Origin of the sequence: Halorubrum distributum JCM 10118 (assembly GCF_000337335.1) — an archaeon.
Lineage (GTDB): Archaea > Halobacteriota > Halobacteria > Halobacteriales > Haloferacaceae > Halorubrum > Halorubrum distributum.
Genome location: NZ_AOJN01000058.1, coordinates 21897 through 41327, shown reverse-complemented (window position 1 = coordinate 41327; position 19431 = coordinate 21897). Strand labels below are relative to the sequence as shown.

Sequence of the window (19431 nt, the reverse complement as noted above, 5' to 3'; positions counted from 1 at the left end):
TGGTCCGCGCGACGACCACCGAGGACACCGCCGCGCTCCTCGCCGGCTCCGTGCTGCTGCTCGCGGCGCTCGCGGCGGGGGCGTCCGACCCGCTCTCCCTCGTCACCGGCGGCGTCGGCGGCGCGGTCGCCGTCGGGCTCCTCTGGGCGGTCGACCCCGAGCGCTGGCGGCCCTGAGCGCCGGCGGCCCCGAATCCGGCTCCCGAGCGCTCGCCGCCACAGCTTCCCGGCCGCTCGCTTTCGGTCTCTAACTCGATGTCGCGGTCGGCCTCGCCTTCCTCTCACTTGGCGCGGTCGACGTCGTCCGCGTCCCGGATCTCGTCGGTCTCTCCCTCGTGCCCGACACCGGGTTCGCGCTTCTCGCCGAACGGCTCGGCAGAGCCCTCGCGATCGGACTAGCGCAGGGGCTCGACGCCGCCAGTTGGGCACTGTCGCGACCACCCGTACCCGGAGACCACCGCGCAGTCCCCGTCTCGGGACCGCCCGTTCGTGGATCGGAGGAACGACCTCGATCCGCCGTTATGAAAGTAAATTTGTTATACTACAATTCTATTGGTAATGCTTATACCAGTGGAGTCTGTGTGGTCCGTTACGGTTCACACGGCTACACACGCGGTACGCTGTGAGACCGTCCCCCGAGCGACACGACTGCGGTCGGACCCACCGGACCGACGATAGACAGTGGCAGCGGCAATCCAACGCAATCGGTCACGTTCGAGACGGCCAAATGAGTGAAAGCGAAAACGCGAACACCAACGCGAGTACAGACGAAGATATCGAGACGGACATCTTCTCGGAGCGAACGCAGCTGAAACCCTACGAGTACAACGAGTTTCTGGACTACGTCGAGGCGATCCGGAACAGCTACTGGGTACACACGGAGTTCAACTTCGACGGAGACGTCCAAGACTTCAAGGTCAACACGACTCCCGCCGAGCAGACCGTCATCAAGCGGACGATGTTGGCTATCGCGCAGATAGAGGTGCAGGTGAAGACGTTCTGGTCGGACATCTACGAGGAGATGCCCAAAGCCGAGGTCGGGAACGTGGGCATGACCTTCGCGGAAAGCGAGGTGCGGCACATGGACGCCTACAGTCACCTCCTCGACGTCTTGGGGATCACGGACGATTTCGAGCAGGTGACTGCGGAGCCGGCGATGAAAAAGCGGATCGAGTATCTCGACGAGTATCTGGAGAAGAGCGAGAGCGACGACGAACGGGAGTACGTGATGAGCATCCTGCTTTTCAGCACGTTCGTCGAACACGTCTCGCTGTTCAGCCAGTTCCTCATCATGACGAGCTTCGACAAGCACGAAAAGAAGTTCAAGGGAATCGCGAACGCCGTCGAAGCGACCAGCAAAGAGGAGCAGATCCACGGGCTGTTCGGGGTCGAGCTGGTGGAGACGATCAGAGCGGAGAACCCGGACCTCTTCGATGACGACTTCGAGGAAGACGTCCAAGAAGCCTGTCAGCAGGCCTACGAGGCAGAGACGGAGATACTGGATTGGATATTCGATGACGGCGAACTGGAGTTCCTTCCCAGGGCGCACGTCGACGCGTTTCTGCGAGACCGGTTCAATCAGAGCCTGGAAAACGTCGGCGTGGAACCGATATTCGAGACGGACGACGACCTGCTCGAGGAGACGCGCTGGTTCGACGAGGACATCATGATGACGAAGGATAACGACTTCTTCAGCAAGCGGTCGACCACGTACAACAAACACACGCAGAGCGTTACCGCCGAGGACATGTTCTAACGATGACACAAACAGCACTCGAAAGCGTTGAGCAACGACATACGGAACCGTTCTACTGGCTGAACGAGGACAGTCGGGAGTTCCTCAGAGAGGGATACCTGCTCGAGGGCGTCGAAGCGGAAGAGCGAGTCAGACAGATAGCGGAGCGCGCCGAAGAGATCCTGGGTGAGGAGGGGTTCGCGGACCGGTTCTACGAGTACATGAGCCGCGGATTCTACAGTCTCGCCAGCCCGATCTGGTCCAACTTCGGACTGGACAGAGGCCTGCCCATCAGCTGCTTCGGCAGCTACATGGAGGACAGCATCGAGAGTATCCTCCACACCCAAGCCGAGGTGGGCGAGATGACCAAGCAGGGCGGCGGCACGAGCGGGTATTTCGGTGAACTGCGGCCGCGGGGGAGTCCGATAACGAACAACGGCAAGAGCAACGGGAGCTACAGCTTCACGGAGCTGTTCGATACGATCATCAACGTCATCAGTCAGGGCGAAACCCGGCGGGGGCAGTTCGCCGGCTACATCGACGTCGAACACGACGACTTAGAGGAGTGGCTCAACATCAAAACCGAGGGGGACCCGGTACAGGACATCTACTACGGCGTCATCGTCGGTGACGACTGGTTTCAGGCGATGATCGACGGCGACGAGGAGAAGCGGGAGACCTGGGCGGACATCATCGAGACCCGGATCAACATCGGCGTCCCGTACATCATCTTCCGGGGGAACATGAACGAGGGGAAGCCGCAGGTGTACAAGGACAAGGACTACCAGATAAACGCGTCCAACCTGTGTACCGAGATCGCGCTGCCGGCCACGGCAGAGGAGAGCTTCGTCTGCTGTCTCTCGAGCATGAACGCGCTCCACTACGACGAGTGGAAGGACACCGACGCGGTGGAGACGCTGACGCGGTTCCTGGACGCGGTGATGGAGGAGTTCATCCAGCGCACGGAGGGCGTCCGGTTCATGGAGCGGGCCGTGCGGTTCGCGAAGCGACACAGAGCGATAGGGATCGGCGTGCTCGGGTGGCACAGCTACCTCCAGCGCAACATGATCCCCTTCGACAGCATGGAGGCGATGGAGAAGAACGGGGAGATCTTCCGGACCATCAAAGAGCGGAGCTACGAGGCGAGCGAGGCGCTCGCCGACGAGTTCGGGGAGCCGGAGGTCCTCGAGGGGTACGGCAGGCGGAACACGACGACGATGAGCGTGGCGCCGACGAAATCGAGCAGCGTCATTCTGGGGCAGGTCAGTCCGAGCATCGAGCCGCTGAAGTCGAACTACTTCGTGCGAGACGGTGCGAAGCTGAAGTCGACGCAGAAGAACAGATTCCTTCAAGCGATTCTGGCGGAGCGGGGCAAAGACACGCGCGACGTCTGGGACAGCATCGCAAACAAAGACGGGAGCGTTCAGCATCTCGAGTGCCTGACGGACGAAGAGAAAGAGGTGTTCAAGACCTTCGCCGAGATACCGCAGATGGCGATCATCAACCAGGCAGCACAGAGACAGAAGTACATCGACCAGGCACAGAGCCTGAACATCTCGATCGACCCGAGCGAAGTGAGCGTCAAAGAGATCAATCAGCTCTACATCGAAGCCTGGAAGAAAGGGGTCAAGAGCCTCTACTACCAGCACAGCGTGAACGCCGCACAGAAATTCAGTCGAGACATTCTCGAGTGTCGAGCCTGTGAGAGCTGACCACTGCTCGTAACCGGCGTCTTCGGCTCCGGTCACGTCGCCGACCCGAGCGCCGTCGGCGACGCGGTTGCGGTGGCGGCGATCTGTCCGTCGACGACGTGTGACAGCTGCGAGTCGGGCTTACGTTCCCGGCCGCTCGCTCTCGGTCTCCAGTTCGATGTCCCGGTCCGCCTCGCGGGTCTCCGCCTCCTGTTTGGCGAGGTCGACGTTGTCCGCGTCCCGCGTCTCGTCGGTCCGGAGGTCGCTGTCGGCCACGGTGTCGAGCTGTTCGAGGGCGCTCTCGATGTCCTCCAGGCCGAGCAGCTTCTCCGTCTCCTCGTCGAACTCCTTGCTGTCGAGCCCCTCCATCTCCTGGACGTCGGAGCCGGAGAGGGCCTTGCCGTAGCGGCCGACGAGGCTCGTGAGCTCCTGCGGGAGGACGAAGGTGGTCGACTCGCCCTTGCCGATCTCCTCGAGGGTCTCCATGCCGCGCTCGATGATGGCCCGCTCGCCCATCGATTCCGCGGAGCGCGCGCGGAGGACCGTGGAGATGGCGTCCCCCTGCGCTTCGAGGATCTGGCTCTGTTTCTCTCCCTGCGCGCGGATGATGTTGGACTGCTTGTCACCCTCGGCCTGCTCGACGGCGGAGCGGCGTTCCCCCTGCGCTTCGAGGATCATCGCGCGGCGGCGGCGCTCGGCGCCGGTCTGTTGCTCCATGGCGCGCTGGACCTCCTGTGACGGGCTCACCTCGCGGACCTCGACGGCCTCGACGCGGATCCCCCACTCGTCGGTGGGCTCGTCGAGCTCCTCGTTGATCCGGTCGTTGATCAGCTCCCGCTGCGAGAGCGTGTCGTCGAGCTCCATGTCGCCGATGACGGCGCGGAGGGTGGTCTGCGCGAGGTTCGAGACGGCGTTCTTGTAGTCGTCGACCTCGAGGAACGCCTTCTTCGCGTCCATCACCTTGATGTAGACGACCGCGTCGGCGGTCACCGGCGAGTTGTCCCGGGTGATCGCCGACTGGCTCGGCACGTCGATCGTCTGGGTCCGCATGTCGAACGCGTACGTCCGCGAGACGAACGGCGGGATGATGTGAACGCCCGGCTGGAGGAGCTTGCGGTACTCGCCGAAGACGGTGAGCGCCTCCTTGTCGTAGGCGTCGACGATCTCGACGGCGCTGACGACCGTGACGGCCGCCAGCAACACCGCGAGCGCCGCGACGCCGTAGACGAGGCTCTGTCCGAGGAGGGCGACGCCGACGAGGAGGGCGACGCCGAGCGCGAGGTACTGCCAGACCCCGTCCGGGATCTCCGACAGCACGTCCTCCAGCTCGGCGGACTCGCCGCGCGGACCTTGTGTTCCCATACCCCGAATTACGGCCCGACGCTGTTAACGGTTCGCACGAGATCGCGGCCTGAAGCGCGTCGGACCGTCGATCCCGTTGCGGTCGCCGGATCGGCGTCGTCGCCCGGTCTCCGAGATACCGGAAACGCCCGCGCGGGCCGGCCGGCTTTAACTACGCAGCGGCGGAACAGGGATCCATGCCATCCGACGACGGAGACGACGCCCCGAAGTTCAGCACGCGAAGCGTCCACGCCGGCTCCGACCCCGACCCGACGACCGGCGCCCGCGCGACGCCCATCTACCAGACGACCGCCTACCAGTTCGACGACGCCGACCACGCGGCCGACCTGTTCGCCCTCGAAGAGGCCGGCAACGTCTACTCCCGACTGATGAACCCGACCAACGCCGCCCTCGAAGAGCGGATCGCCTCGCTCGAAGGGGGCGTCGGCGCGGTCGCGACCGCCTCGGGCATGGCCGCGCTCGACGTGACGACGTTCCTGCTCGCCTCCGCCGGTGACAACATCGTCTCCTCGTCGGCGCTGTACGGCGGCACCTACACCTACCTCACCCACTCCGTCGAGCGTCGCGGCGTCTCGACGCGGTTCGTCGACCCGCTCGACTACGAGGGGTACGCCGAGGCCATCGACGAGGACACCGCCTACGTCCACCTCGAAACGATCGGCAACCCCGCGCTGGTCACGCCCGACATCCAGCGGATCGCGGACATCGCGCACGAGCACGGCGTCCCGCTGTTCGTCGACAACACGTTCGCGACGCCGTACCTCTGCCGCCCGCTCGAACACGGCGCGGACCTCGTCTGGGAGTCGACGACCAAGTGGCTCACGGGCAACGGCACCACGGTCGGCGGCGTCGTTGTCGACGGCGGCTCGTTCCCGTGGGCCGAGCACGCCGAGAAGTACCCGGAGATCGCACAGGACAACCCTGCCTACCACGGGATCAACTTCGCTGAGCGGTTCGGCGACGCCGCGTTCACGTTCGCGGCGATCACCCGCGGCCTGCGCGACTTGGGCGACCAGCAGTCGCCGTTCGACGCGTGGAACACGCTCCAGCAGACGGAGTCGCTCCCGCTGCGGATGGACCGCCACTGCGAGAACGCGGGCGTCGTCGCCGAGTACCTCGAAGGCCACGACGATATCGCGTGGGTGAACTACCCCGGGCTGGAGAGCCACGAGACCCACGAGGAGGCCAGCGAGTACCTCGACGGGGGGTACGGCGGGATGCTCACCTTCGGGCTTGAGGCCGGCTACGAGGCGGCGCGCGCGACCGTCGAGGAGGCCGACCTCGCCTCGCTGGTCGCCAACGTCGGCGACGCGAAGACGCTCGTCATCCACCCGGCGTCGACCACGCACCAGCAGCTGACCGAGGAAGAACAGGAGGCCGCGGGCGTCACCGACGACATGGTGCGCCTCTCGGTCGGCATCGAGGACCCCGCGGACATCGTCGCCGACTTGGAGGCCGCCATCGAGGCGGCGACCGCGTAAGCGCGGTCCGCCCGTTTCCGACGGGTTGGTTCCGTTGGGATCCTCGGAGACTGATACAATCCTCGTGCGAGATACAGAGGGTGGAATCATCACGGAGAAGTACGTTATTTTCTCCATATATGTCCTGAATCAGTCGATAGAACGTGCTTGCGAGTGTATCGGTTCAGGCGATCAGTTAGAATATTTTCAGAAATTCGGCAAGTCCGTATACGATAGCGATAGTCCCGAAAATGATGCCTACCGTACTCAGAAATTGGTTTCGTGGGACAACAGTCGTTTGAGCAACTACTAACAAGGCCATCAGGATGACCAATACAGCGAGAAGTCGCTCGGTACGGTCGGACATACAACCAGATTACCTGTGCTTGATGTGAATAGTTCGGTTCTTTTTCTGTACTGGGCGATCCGGAACAGTTGATTCCATAAGCGGTTCTGTGCGAGATCCGCGCTCTACATTCAGCACGCCTCGAAGAACATATCACCACTTGAGGGTTTCAACAGCGCCGACGGTCTCTCACGGAGCTACCGTCCTCCGGACTTACTCCTCGAACCCCTCTTCCCACTGGAACGTCCCGTTCCGCTGGACGACCTCGCCGTCGACCTCCATCCGGGAGTCGGCGCTCACGTCGGAGATCATGTCGACGTGGACCGCGCTGTCGTTGCCGGACTCGCCCTCGGGCAGGCAGGCGTCGTAGGCGCGGCCGACCGCGAGGTGGACGGTGTCGCCCATCTTCTCGTCGAAGAGGATCGAGTCGGTGAACCGGTCGATGCCGCGGTTCATCCCGATGCCCAGTTCGCCGAGCCGCCGGGCGCCCTCGTCGGTGTCGAGGATGTCCGCGAGCGCGTCCTCGCCAGCCTCCGCCGCGAAGTCGACGACCTCGCCGCCCTCGAACGCGAGGTGAACGTTCCGGACGCGGGTCGCGTCGATGGTCATCGGCACGTCGAAGAACACCTCGCCCTCCGTGTCGTAGGGGGCCGTGAACACCTCGCCGCTCGGGAGGTTGTGCGAGTCGTACGCGACCGAGGCGGCGGAGTTGACCGCGGTGCGGCCCGCGATCGACATCGAGATGTCGGTGTCGGGCGCGCCGTCGCGCTCGGTGACGATCCGGACCTCGTCGCCGTCGTCGAGGACGTCTTTCATCTGTGCCATCTCCTCGGCGAGGGACTCCCAGTCGCGGAGGACGGCGTCGTACACGAAGTCCTGGTACTCCTCGTAGGCCATCCCCGCCTGCTGGGCGAGGGAGCGGGTCGGGTGGACCGTCGACACCCAGTCGGTGTCCATCCGCGCCTCGCGGACGCCTTTTCTCGCCTTCGCGTACGCCTGCCGCGTCGCGCGGTCGACGTCCGCTGACGCGGTGGTGTTGCGCCCGCCCCCGATCCGGAGGTAGGCGTCGGCGGCCTCGAAGACCGCGCGCTCGACGGCGGGGTCGTCGTCGAAGTCGTCGGCGTCGACGTCGCCGTCGGTCCCGGCCTCGACGCCTTTTAAATAGGCGCGGGAGACCTCGCTCGACCCGTACAGCGTCGTGACGTTCGCCCCGCGCTCGCCGAGCGCCTCGGCGACCGCGACGCCCAGCTCGTGGGCGTCCTCCGCCACGCTGACGACGACGTCGTCGCCGGCCTCCACCCGCGCGCTCCAGTCGACGAGCACCTCGGCGTGCTCGCGTACGCGTTCGTCCATGATTACTCGTGTCGCGGGGGAGCGGTAAATCGGTGCCGGGACGGTCGGACCGGTCCCCGCAAGCTGGGCCGCGACGAGTCCGTCGGGTCGCCGCCGACCGGCGAGACCTGTCCCCGACCGTCAGATCAGCACCTCGGCGTCGGTGAGGAGAGTCCGCTTCGCTCGCTCGGCTTCCGGTCCCTCCGGAACGATACCGGGCGTGGTAGCCGGCTCGTCGAACCGGTCCGGGTCCGGAGCCCAGGAGTCGAGGAGCTCCGCGAACGTCGGCCCCTGCCGTCCGGTGAGATGGATGAATCCACCGTACTGCCGCCGTTCGGCCGAGGTCGCGTCCGGGTCCGGGAACGCCTCGCGGATACAGCCGACGCGCTCGCGGAGGTACTCCGCGGCCTCGTGTTGGGAGTACTGGCTGTCCGCGTAGTACTGCTCCTGACCGCGCTCCGTGAGGTCCGCGTCCGCGAGCGCGGAGGACTCGTACCGAACCGCGTCTCCGCTGATCTCACCGCTGAGGAAACTGAGGTTCACCGTGAAACAGTCCGGGTATCGCAGGATCAGCAGAAAGAAGACCTGTTCGTCGACCGTGTACCGTTCCTGTAGTCGGTAGCAACACTCCAGGTAGTACGCCGCGAGCGCTCCGATCCAGTCGTCGCGTTCCCCGTCGAGATAGGCGATCGCGACGTCGTAGTACTCCTCGCCGGCGACCTGCTGGAGGCGGTACTCGAAGCTCCGTCGCATCTCGTCGAGTTCGTCCTCGTACACCTCCGTCAGCGGGACGTCCGGATCGTCGAGTAGCCGGCCCTTCCGCTCGCCGGCGTCCGCGATTCGCGCCATGTTCTCGTGGAGGTCCCGCTCCGCTTCCGTGTCGGGGAGCGGAATCCGGACCGCCTGTCGGCGCAGCATGTCCGCTCTGTCGTCTAACCGGCCGTGCCACTCCATACCATCGCGATCGCGACAGGTAGGTATTAAAACCGGACGGTGAGCGGCGTCGGCTCCCGGCGAACGGGTAGTCGCGCCTTCCCGCGGCGGTCGTCACTCGGACTCCCGATGGACGATCGCGAGGAGGCCGACCGCGAGCAGCGCGACGCCGACGAGCCCGCACCCGAGCTTCGCCAGCCCGGCCAGCGGGGTCCGGTCTAGGCGTTCGCGCGAGTACTTGCCGAGGACCCTGTACGACTCCCCGTCGACGCGCAGGTTGTCGACCCCGCTGAGCCGGTTCGCGCAGTTCGCGTCGCCCAGGGCCCACTCTCCGGAGGTCGAGGCGCGTTCGAACAGGAGGTCGACGGACCCGGGTGCGATCCGATACCCGCGGATCGAGACGTTGTTCCCGTCCGCGAGGACGACGGCGGCGTCGGCGCATCTCGCGGAGAGGTCGCTGGCGTTCACGACGGCGTGCGAGCCGGGACTGGCGGGCGTTCCCGCCCGGAGCGACGCCTGCCAGCGAAAGACGCTCACGTCCGCGACGAAGAGGAGGACGAGGAGGGCGCCCGGCACGACGAGGAGCCGACGGTCCATTGCGCCGGGAAAATAGCTTCGAGCGAAATATAGGCTTTTTGTGGCCCGTTTGCGGGCTCGCGGCGCCGTTACTCCAGATCGAGTAGCGCCGCGATCTCGTCGAGGTAGTCGTCGTAGACGCCGACGGCGGACTCGATCGGGTCGGGCGAGGCCATGTCGATGCCGGCGAGCTCGACGACGTCGAGGGGGTACTCGGCGCCGCCCGCCTTCAGCATCTCGCGGTAGTCGGCGGCGGCGGAGTCGCCCTCGTCGAGGATCCGCTCGACGATGGCGGCCGCGGCGGAGATGCCCGTCGCGTACTGGTAGACGTAGAAGTCGTAGTAGAAGTGGGGAATCCGCTGCCACTCGCGCTCGATACCGCCCGTCAGCTCGGCGGGCGCGTAGTAGTCACCCTTCAGGTCGCCGTACATCTCGTCGAACGCGTCGGGCGTGAGGGCGTCGCCGGCCTCCACGCGCTCGTGGATCTGCTGTTCGAACGTCGCGAACATCGTCTGTCGGAACAGCGTCGAGCGGAAGCGTTCGAGGTACTCGTCGAGGACGTGGGTGCGGAGCTCGTCGTCCTCGACGGTGTCGAGCAGGTGGTGGGTGAGCAGCGTCTCGTTGACGGTGGAGGCGATCTCCGCGACGAAGATCTCGTAGCTCGCGTCGTGCCACGGCTGAGCGTCGCCGGCCAGCTCCGAGTGCATCGAGTGGCCGAGCTCGTGGGCGAGCGTGTACATCGAAGAGATGTCGTCCTGGTAGTTCATCATGATGTACGGCTGGGTGTCGTAGGTCCCGGAGGAGAACGCGCCCGAGCGCTTCCCGCGGTTCTCGTACACGTCGACCCACCGCGAGTCGAGCCCCTCGGCCAGCCGCTCCTGATAGGCGTCGCCGAGCGGCGCGACCGCCTCGATCACCCACTCACGGGCCTGCTCGTACTCCACGTCCGGCCCCTGGTCGCCCGTCAGCGACATGTAGAGGTCGTGGCTCTGGAGCTGGTCGACGCCGAGCGCCGCCTCCTTCAGCTCCGCGTGGCGGTGGAGCACGTCGAGGTTGTCGTCGACCGCCTCGACGAGGGTGTCGTACACCTCGACGGGGACGTTCGAGTCGTCGAGCGCGGCGGCGCGCGCCGAGTCGTAGTCCCGGATCTCGGCGCTCGTGACGTGCTCGCGGACGGCCTTCTCCAAGGAGGTGCCGACCGTGTTGCGCACGTCCGCCCACTCGTCGTAGAACGTCTCGTGGACGCGCTCGCGGAACTCGCGGTCCGGGTTCGTCTGGAGCTTCGTGAAGTTCGACTGCGTGATCTCCACGTCCTCGCCGTCGGGGTCCTCGACGACGCCGTAGGTCATGTCCGCGTTCGTCAGCATCGAGTAGATCTCGCTCGGCGCGTCGGTGACCTCCGAGAGGTCCGCCAGCACCTCCTCGATCTCGCTCGACCGCGTGTGCGGCTTCTTCCGCAGGACGTCGTCGAGGTAGTGCTCGTACTCGGCGAGCGCGGGCTCGTCGTCGAGGAAGGCCTCCACGTCGGACTCCGTCAGCGACTGGATCTCCGGTTCGAGGTACGAGACCGCGCTCGACGCCTCGGAGCCGAGCGAGGACGCCCGCGCGGACATCGCCTGGTACTCCTGGTTCCGCGTGTCCTCGGCGCTGCGCAGGCGGGCGTAGGTCATCACCTGCTGGAGCTCGCGGAAGATCTCCTCGCGCAGTTCGAGCAGTTCGAGGAGCGTGGCGGCGTCCTCGGTCGCGCACCCCTCGTAGGCGGCCAGCTCGTCGATCCGTCCGGACACCTCCTCGTAGGCCGACTCCCACGCCTCGTCGTCGGCGTAGATGCCGTCGAGGTCCCACTTGTACTCGGCGTCGATCTCGGACCGCTCGGGAACCGAACTCATACCGATCGGGTCGGCCTCGCGCACACTAAGCCTTGGCAAACCCCGCGCGCCGGGCCGATAGGCGTGCGGAACGTTACCGCTCCGCTTCGTCGTCGCCGTCCATCCCCGACGCGTCGCCGTCCGTCCCCGACGCGTCGCCGTCCGCGCCAGGCCCGCCGCGACCGTCCCCCGCCTCCCCCTCGGCCCACGCCGCGAGGTCGACGACGAGCACGAGCGCGTCCTCGCCGTCGCGGTAGTAGCCGCCGACCCGCCGGATCGGATCGAACCCCTCGTCGGCGTACAGCGACCGCGCGGGGTCGTTCCCCTCGCGCACCTCCAGGCGGGCCACCGCCACGCCGGTCGCGCGGAGCCGGGCCAGCGCGGACCGGAGGAGGGTCCGGCCGATCCCCTCGCCGCGGGCGTCGGGGTGGACGGCCAGGTCCTTGATGTGGCCGATGTCGCGGCCGTGGTTCGGCGTCCGGTCGGCGACGACGAACCCGACGACCGCGCCCGCCCGCTCGGCGACGAGGAACGCCGGCTCGTCGAGCAGCCGCTCGAAGGCGTCGTGCGGCCACGGGTCCGAGAAGCAGGCGCGCTCGATCCGGACCACCGCGAGGAGGTCGGCGCGCTCCGCCCGCCGGATCGTGACGTCGGCGACGCTCACGCCCGGAGTTGCGGGCCGCGGGGAATAAACGCGCCGGGTTTCCCTCACGCGTCGATCCAGGGCTCGTCCGGGTCGGCGTCGGCGGGGTCGGGGGCACACACCTCGAAGCAGGCGCCGTCCGGCGGCCGGAGCCGCCGCCCGTCAGGGAGGCCGATGGGGTCGTCCGCGGGCGCTCGCAGCTCCACGCGCCACCCGTGCGACTCGACGACCTCGCGGACGATATCGAGCCCGTACCCCGTCCCGTCCGCGCGGGTGGTGAACCCCGACTCGAACACCGACTCCCGGTGATCGGGGTCGATCCCCCTCCCGTCGTCGGCGACGAGGAACCCCTCGTCGGTGGCGGTGACGAGGACGGTGAGGTCGTCGTCGGACGCGCCGTCGCCGTCGCCCGCCGGGTCGCCGTCGGACGCGTCGTCGCCCGCCGGGTCGCCGTCGGACTCGTTCCCGCTCGCCTCGGCCGCGTCCGGCGTCGCGTGTTCCGTCGCGTTGCGGAAGAGGTTCTCGAGGGCCTGTCGCATCCGGCCGCGGTCGCCGTACACCCGCGCGTCGCCGGCGACGACCAGTTCCGCGTCGTCGCCCTCGGCGGCGGTCTCCCAGGCGTCGCGGGCGACGCTCGCGAGGTCGAACTCCGTGGGCTCGTCCATCCCGGTTCCCTGCCGCGCGAGGGTGAGCAGCTCCGAGACGAGCTGGTCGATCCGGTCGACGGCGCGCTCGCCGCGTTCGAGCGGCTCCGTCTCGCCGCGCAGCCGCGCCATCTCGATGGAGCCGCGGATCACCGACAGCGGGTTCCGCAGGTCGTGCGAGACGATGCTCGCGAAGCGGTCGAGCCGCTCGTTGCGGTCGGTGAGGCGCCGCTCGCGCGCCTTCCGCTCGCTGACGTCGCGCGAGTTGATGAGCAGTTCGCCGACGGGGCTGTCGGCCGGCAGCGAGCGGGTCCGCGACTCCAGCCAGACCCAGTCGCCGTCGGCGGTGCGGTAGCGGTACTCCAGCGTGGGCGCCGCGTCGGGCTCGCTGAGCGCGCGGTAGAACCGCTCGGTCACCCGGTCGCGGTCGTCCGGGTGGACGTAGCCGAGCGGGGAGCGCCCGACGGTCGACCCCTGCTCGTAGCCGAGCATCTCCTCGACGGAAGGGCTCTCGTAGACGATGAGGCCGTCGCCGTCGACGACAGTGACGAGGTCGCTGCCGTACTCGAGGAAGGCGCGGTAGCGCTCCGGGAAGGTTCGGTCCGCGTCGACCCGCCGGACCGTGACGATCCGGCCGCCGAACTGCGGGGCGAGCTCCTCGTCGACGACGGACTCGACCCACGCGTACCCCCCGCTCGCGCGGCGGATGCGGTGGGTGACCGTCCGGCTCGTCGCGACCGCGGACAGCGCGTCGGCGACCGGATCGCGGTCGCTCGGGTGGACGCGGTCGATGAGGTCGCTCCCGACGAGCCCGTCGCGCTCGACGCCGACGACGTCGGGCACCGACGGCCCGGCGAACAACACCTCGCCGTCCACGGCGACGGCGAGCAGGAAGCGGTCGGGCTCGACCGGGCGCGCCCACCCCTCCGCGGGCGTCGCGTCGACGTCGCCCGACGCCCGGTCGGAGTCCGCTGGCGCGCACGACGCGGCTCCGGCCTCGGATTCCTCCGAGTGAGCCGGTCGCTCCGCGTCGTCGGTCGCCGCGCCGGCCGCGGGGTGATCGTCGGTCTCGGGGGCGTCGGTCTCGGGGGCGTCGGTCTCGGGGACGTCACCCTCGTCGGCGCCGCGCCCCGGCGCCGCCGTGTCGGATGGCCGGAGGGTCACTCTTGATTCTGCTCGGGCGTACGATCGCGAGGTGATAAAACTGCGCGCCCTCCGAATCAATATCGATAATCGAGCGCACGGCTGCCCGCCAGATCCGCCCCCGGCGTGGCCGTCGCAGCCCGCGGCCCGCTCGCGGCCCGCGAGAGGCTGTTCCCGCGGTGGCTACACCTCGTCGACGACGATGCCCTCGGCCCACGCGGCCTCGAAGCCGTCGCGGACGCGGGCGGCGAACCCGCGGTCGCGCAGGTCGAGCATGCCGAACAGCCGGTCGGGCGCGAGCGGGTCGGCGACCTCCAGGCACACCTCCTCGCCGTCGATGAGGTAGAAGTTGCCGTACGCGTCCTCGGTGATGCGGAGCTCGAACGGCCCCTGCGCGACCGTCAGCGTCGCGCGGTCCTCGTCGACCGCGGCGCGGGCGTCGTCGAACACGCCCGGCGAGAGCAGCACGGAGATGTCGACGCCGCTCCGGATCGCCGCGAGGAGGCGGTCGAGCAGCTCCGGCCCCTCGCGGTCGACGTCGAACTGCGCGGAGACGTCGGTGGCGACGACGACGATCGACTCCTCGGCCGCGTCGATCCGCTCGAAGAGGAGCTCGAGCGAGTCGTCGGCGCCGACCGCGGCGGTCCAGAACTCGTCGTCGGTCGCCTCGGCGTCGGCCAGCCGGTCGATCAGCTCCGACTTGCCCGACTCGTACGTCTCGATCCGCCCCCGCAGCTCCCGCCGCTTCGCTTCGACGAGTCGGTCGACGGCGACCGCGGGCTCGACGGGCGCGTACCGCTTCGGCTCGCGGTCGGTCTGGACGCGGACCAGCCCGCGCGACTCCAGGCCGCCGAGCGCGTCGTAGATCCGGCCCTTCGGCACGCCGCTCTCCTCGGCGGCGGCCGCGGCGGTCCCGGTGCCCAGCGCGAGCAGCGCGCGGTACGCCCGGTCCTCGTAGCTCGACAGGCCGAGGTCGCGGAGCGACTCCATGTGCGCCCGTGTGGGGACGCCCCCACAAAGCGTCGGCGCTCTCCACCGCATAGCTATATAAAAGAACGCGCGGACAACGCCGGCAGGTTTTGCGAACCGGCAGGCGTTCGCACGTCCGGTTCGGCTCGAATCCGACTGAAACCGTCGAAAACCGGAGGAAATCGAAATTCTACTCGGGCGCTCGTGTCGATTCCTTCGGCAATACATATACAGAAACAGACACGTTGTTGTCTCGGGTTCCCGAAGGGTATTACGTCGCAGTCTCCAACTCGTTCGCAGTTACATGAGTCGAATCCGGACGGTCGCCGTCCTCGTTCTCGTCGCGTCTCTCCTCGCGACCGGGACGGTGGTCGCGCAGACGGCCAACGACACGGTGCGCGGCGACCCCGACATCGAAGCGTTCGCGCCGGAGACGGCGTTCGTCCCCGGCGAGGAGTCGACGCTCCAGGTGAACCTGAACAACCGCGGCGACGTCGACGCGCAGGGGGCGGACAACCTCGAGAGCGAGGTGGTGACCGCCCACGAGACCACGGCGCGGATCCTCACCGGCGACGCGGCCAACCGCGAGGTCCCCTTCGACGTGCGGACCGGCGAGCAGACGGTCGGCGACGTCGCGCGCGGCGTCACCGGACCGATCGAGTTCACCGTGGTCCCCGACAAAGACGCCGAGCCGGGCGTCTACCGCGTTCCGATCCGACTGGAGTACCGCAACGTCGAGAGCGCAGAGGTCGACGACGGCTCCACCGTCCGCGACGAGGAGATCGTGACGGAGACCGTGTACGTCTCCGTGGAGATCACCGACCGCGCCCAGTTCGCGGTCGTCGACGTCGACGGCGTCGTCCAGGCCGCCGACGACGGGATCGTCGACGTGACGCTGCGGAACGTCCGGAACGAGACCGCCTACGAGGCCAGCGTGGCGGCGAACCCGATCGACCCCGACCTCACGTTTGCGACCGACGCGGGCACGACCGAGACGTACGTCGGCGCGTGGGAACCGGGCGAGAACCGCACGTTCACCTACCGACTGGCCGCCGCCGGCCAGGCGACGGCGCGGGCGTCGACGCTGGAGTTCGAGGTCGACTACCGCGACGCGGAGCGCGCGAACGCGGCCGCGCGGACGGTCCGGACCGGCGTGACGCCCCTCTCGCGGCAGGCGTTCTCCGCGGAGGGCCTGAACAGCACGCTGCGCGTCGGCGAGGACGGCTCCTTCACCGTCGAGGTGCGCAACCGCGGCCCTCGCGACATCGAGAACGCGGTCGTCGTCTTCAGTAACGAGGCGCCCGCGCCCGAGGGTGTCGGGCAGGAGACGGTCCAGTCCGACCCGAACATCGTCCCGCGCTCGACGCGAGACACGGTCGGCGACCTCGCGGTCGGCGAGACCGCGACCGCGACCTTCGACGCCGGCCTCCGCACGGACGCGAACCCCGGCGAGCGGACGGTCAACGTGGCGGTCCGCTACCGCGGGCTCGGCACCGAGGAGGGCGTGAGCGCGAGCGAGGGCGACAACGGGACCGTCTCGCTCGTCTCCACCGGGTCGGCCGGCGATATCATCGTCTCCGACACGCTCGACGTCGTCGTCGACGTCGCGCCCGAGGCGGACGTGTTCGCGGTGTCGCCCGCCGAGCCGAACGCGACCGACCCGTCGTCGGTGACCCCGGGGTCGACGGTCCGGTACGACGCGGTCGTCCGCAACACCGGGCCCGAGCCGATCTCGAACGTCCAGGCGAAGCTGTTCGTCGACTCGCCGCTCTCCTCGTCCGACGACGAGGCGTTCGTCACCTCGCTCGACCCGGGTGAGGAGCGAACGGTCAGCTTCGAGGTGGCGGTCGACGGCGGCGCGACGCCGAAGACGTACGCGGCCGCGGTCGACTTCCGGTACGACGACGCCGACGGCGACGAACAGCTCTCGGACACCTACCGGCTCCCGGTCGAGGTGACGACCGACGACGACAGCGGGGCCCTCACCTCGCCGCTCGGGATCGTCGCCCTGCTCGGCGTCGTCGCGGTCGGCGGCGCCTTGGTCTGGCAGCGCGGCCGGGTGAGCCGGGCGATCTCTCGGCTCCGCAGCCGACTCCGCTCCCGATAGATGGACCCCATCACCCGGCTGTTCGGCGCGATCACCGACCGGGTCATCGAGCAGCCGCGCCGGGTCGTGATCGCCTGTCTCGTCGTCACGGCCCTGTTCGCGCCCGGCATGGCGCTGTTGGAGGCGAGCGCGGGCAGCGACCAGTTCACGGACGGGATCGAGGAGGCGGACGCGCTCGACCGCGTGAACGAGCGGTTCGAGCCCGCGTTCGGGGGTGACGACCCGACGACGCAGCTGATCCAGCGCGACGCGAACGTGCTCGACCGCCGCGGCCTGCTCGACATGCTGGCGACCGCCGAGCGGTTGGACGAGCGCGACGGGTTGCGGGTGACCGACTTCTCCGCGCCGGCGATGGACGTCGCGGCCGAGCTCGACGAAGACGCCGACACGCCCGCGGCGGCCCGCGACGCGATCGAGCGCGCCAGCGACGGCGAGATCGACGACGCGGTCGACGCCGCGGCCGAGGACCCCGGCTTCGCGACGCTGCTCTCGGACGACTTCAACGAGGAGTCCGGAACGGCCTCCGCGTCGCTCGGCGTCGTCTCCCACTCGTTCCCGGCCTCGGCGGACACGCAGGCGATCCAGAGCGAGGCCCGTACCGTCGCCGAGGAGGCCCCGGGTGACATCACCGCGTTCGGCGGGGGGATCGTCGACGACGAGTTCGAGCGCGTTATCTTCGACTCGCTGTCGATCGTCGTGCCCGCGGCGCTCGCGGTCATCCTCGGCCTGCTGGCGTACGCCTACCGCGACCCGTTCGACTTCGTGCTCGGCGGGATCGCGCTGTTGATGACGGTCGTGTGGACGTTCGGCTTCACGGGGTACGCGGGGATCGCGTTCTCGGAGGTGCTGATCGCGGTGCCAGTCCTCCTCCTCGCGATCGGGATCGACTTCGGGATCCACACGGTGAACCGCTACCGCGAGGACCGCGCGGCGGGCGCGCCCCCGGAGACGGCGATGCGCGGCGCGCTCGGCCAGCTCGTGGTGGCGTACTCGATCATCGCCGGGACGACGATCATCGGCTTCCTCGCGAACCTCACCAGCTCGTTGCCCCCGCTCCGGGAGTTCGGGTTGGTCGCCGGGCTCGGGATCTGTTTCACCCTCGTCATCTTCGTCGGCTTCCTCCCGGCCGCCAAGCTGCTCTTAGACCGCTGGCGCGCAAAGCGCTCGCTGCCCGAGTTCGGGTCTCGCCCGCTCGGCGCCGAGGACTCCGCGCTCGGGCGGTTCCTCCCCAAACTGTCCGCGATATCTCGGCCCGCGCCCGCCGTCTTCCTCGTCGTCGTCCTCCTGATCACCGCGGGCGCCGCGGGCTACGGCGCGGGCGTCGACACCACCTTCGAGGACGACGACTTCCTGCCGCCGAGCGAGGAGCCGGCGTACATCGACTACTTCCCCGGCCCGCTCCAGCCCGGCGAGTACACCGCGACGGAGACGATCAACTTCCTCTCCGAGAACTTCGCCACGAGCGAGGACGACACCGTCACGATCTACGTGGAGCGGCGCATGACCAGCGACAGCGCCCTGCGCAGCCTCGCGCGCGCCGAGCGCGACCCGCCCGACTCGTTCGTCACGGTCGACGGCCGCGCCAGCGCCGACAGCGTCCAGAGCGCGATCGACGCGTACGCCGCCGAGGACCCCGAGTTCGAGGAGCTGGTCGAGGAATCCTCGCTCGACGACGGGCGCCCGAACCGGAACCTCGACCGCATCTACGCCGAGCTGCGGAACTCGCCGTACGACGACTTCACCGGCGAGTACCTCGCGGACGACAGCCGCTCGACGCGGATCGTGTACGCCGTCGAGTCCGACGCCAGCGACGCCGAGATCACCGCCGACGCCCGGCGCGTGGCCGACCGCTACCGCGGGGACGCGACCGCGACCGGCCAGATCGTCGTGTTCCAGGCGGTCGCCGACACGATCTTCGACTCCGCGATCGTCTCGCTGGCGGCCGCGCTCGGCCTGTCGGCGGTGTTCCTCGTCATCCTGTTCTGGCTGCTGCTCGGCAGCCCGACGCTGGGCCTCGTCACGCTCGTCCCGGTGACGGTCGCCGTCGCGACGCTCACCGCCACGATGCGGCTCGCGGGCATCCCGTTCAACGCGATCACCGCGACGATCCTCGCGATTACCATCGGGCTCGGGGTGGACTACACCGTCCACGTCGCCCACCGCTTCCACGACGAGTACCCCCGCGGGGGCGACGTCGACGCCGCGGTGGTCACCACGCTCCGCGGGACCGGCGGCGCGCTCACCGGCACGTGGGCGACGACCGCGCTCGGCACGGGCGTGCTCGTCTTGGCCATCACCCCGATCCTCGGCCAGTTCGGGCTGCTCACTGCCGCCAGCATCACGCTCGCGTACCTGGCGTCGCTGATCGTGTTGCCCCCGGCCTTGGTCGTCTGGGTCGCCGTCGTCGAGCGCCGCCCCGGACTGCTGTTCGTCGGCCGCTTCCTCGACGCCGCCGACGTGATCTCGACCGACGAGAGCGACGCGCCCGACCCGGCCCGCACCGACGGCGGGACGGACGCGTCGGCCGGGGACGCCGACTCCGGGGGCGACGCGTTCGAGTGGCAGACCGACCCGCGGCCGCCCGCCGAGGACCCGAGTCAGAAGCGTTAAACGCTCGCCGCGG

13 protein-coding genes are annotated in these 19431 nt (G+C 68.4%); 5 read left to right on the top strand and 8 right to left on the bottom strand.

The features are described from left to right. Positions 1 to 726 precede the first annotated feature (726 nt). On the top strand, positions 727 to 1755 hold the full coding sequence (locus tag C466_RS13245; protein ID WP_004599361.1) for a ribonucleotide-diphosphate reductase subunit beta: 1029 nt from the start codon (positions 727 to 729) through the stop codon (positions 1753 to 1755). A 2-nt stretch (positions 1756 to 1757) separates the two neighbouring features. Further along, complete coding sequence (locus tag C466_RS13240) at positions 1758 to 3446, top strand: ribonucleoside-diphosphate reductase subunit alpha (RefSeq protein ID WP_004599362.1); 1689 nt, start codon at positions 1758 to 1760, stop codon at positions 3444 to 3446. Positions 3447 to 3566: 120 nt separating this feature from the next. On the opposite strand, the gene C466_RS13235 is transcribed toward C466_RS13240, so the two are convergent. After that, the gene (locus C466_RS13235) at positions 3567 to 4787 is read right to left on the bottom strand and encodes an SPFH domain-containing protein (RefSeq protein ID WP_004599363.1); all 1221 of its coding nucleotides are present in this window, start codon (positions 4785 to 4787) and stop codon (positions 3567 to 3569) included. 176 nt (positions 4788 to 4963) lie between these two features. Between C466_RS13235 and C466_RS13230 the strand changes: the two genes are divergently transcribed. Beyond that, on the top strand, positions 4964 to 6268 hold the full coding sequence (locus C466_RS13230; RefSeq protein WP_004599364.1) for an O-acetylhomoserine aminocarboxypropyltransferase/cysteine synthase family protein: 1305 nt from the start codon (positions 4964 to 4966) through the stop codon (positions 6266 to 6268). Positions 6269 to 6806: 538 nt separating this feature from the next. On the opposite strand, the gene C466_RS13225 is transcribed toward C466_RS13230, so the two are convergent. The 7 genes from C466_RS13225 to C466_RS13195 form a co-directional block, all read right to left on the bottom strand. After that, entirely contained in the window at positions 6807 to 7946 is a 1140-nt protein-coding gene (locus tag C466_RS13225; RefSeq protein WP_004599365.1) for an aminopeptidase, read from the bottom strand. 120 nt (positions 7947 to 8066) lie between these two features. Continuing rightward, complete coding sequence (locus C466_RS13220; RefSeq protein WP_004599367.1) at positions 8067 to 8879, bottom strand: hypothetical protein; 813 nt, start codon at positions 8877 to 8879, stop codon at positions 8067 to 8069. A 93-nt stretch (positions 8880 to 8972) separates the two neighbouring features. Beyond that, entirely contained in the window at positions 8973 to 9455 is a 483-nt protein-coding gene (locus C466_RS13215; protein WP_004599368.1) for a hypothetical protein, read from the bottom strand. A 68-nt stretch (positions 9456 to 9523) separates the two neighbouring features. After that, complete coding sequence (gene pepF, locus C466_RS13210; protein WP_004599370.1) at positions 9524 to 11323, bottom strand: oligoendopeptidase F; 1800 nt, start codon at positions 11321 to 11323, stop codon at positions 9524 to 9526. Between the two features lie 73 nt (positions 11324 to 11396). Further along, positions 11397 to 11966 (bottom strand): ribosomal protein S18-alanine N-acetyltransferase, encoded by a 570-nt coding sequence (gene rimI / locus C466_RS13205; protein WP_004599372.1) that lies wholly within the window; start codon positions 11964 to 11966, stop codon positions 11397 to 11399. Between the two features lie 44 nt (positions 11967 to 12010). After that, positions 12011 to 13753 carry a PAS domain-containing protein gene (locus tag C466_RS13200; protein ID WP_004599841.1) on the bottom strand — a complete coding sequence of 581 codons (1743 nt, stop codon included), beginning with the start codon at positions 13751 to 13753 and terminating at the stop codon, positions 12011 to 12013. Positions 13754 to 13915: 162 nt separating this feature from the next. Next, the gene (locus tag C466_RS13195) at positions 13916 to 14722 is read right to left on the bottom strand and encodes a TrmB family transcriptional regulator (RefSeq protein WP_004599381.1); all 807 of its coding nucleotides are present in this window, start codon (positions 14720 to 14722) and stop codon (positions 13916 to 13918) included. 283 nt (positions 14723 to 15005) lie between these two features. On the opposite strand from C466_RS13195, the gene C466_RS13190 reads away from it, so the two are divergent. Further along, a complete protein-coding gene (locus C466_RS13190) occupies positions 15006 to 16808 on the top strand; it encodes a COG1361 S-layer family protein (RefSeq protein ID WP_004599382.1) in 1803 nt (600 codons plus the stop codon). Continuing rightward, complete coding sequence (locus C466_RS13185; RefSeq protein WP_004599384.1) at positions 16809 to 19418, top strand: efflux RND transporter permease subunit; 2610 nt, start codon at positions 16809 to 16811, stop codon at positions 19416 to 19418. It begins immediately after the preceding gene. The last annotated feature ends 13 nt before the right edge of the window (positions 19419 to 19431 follow it).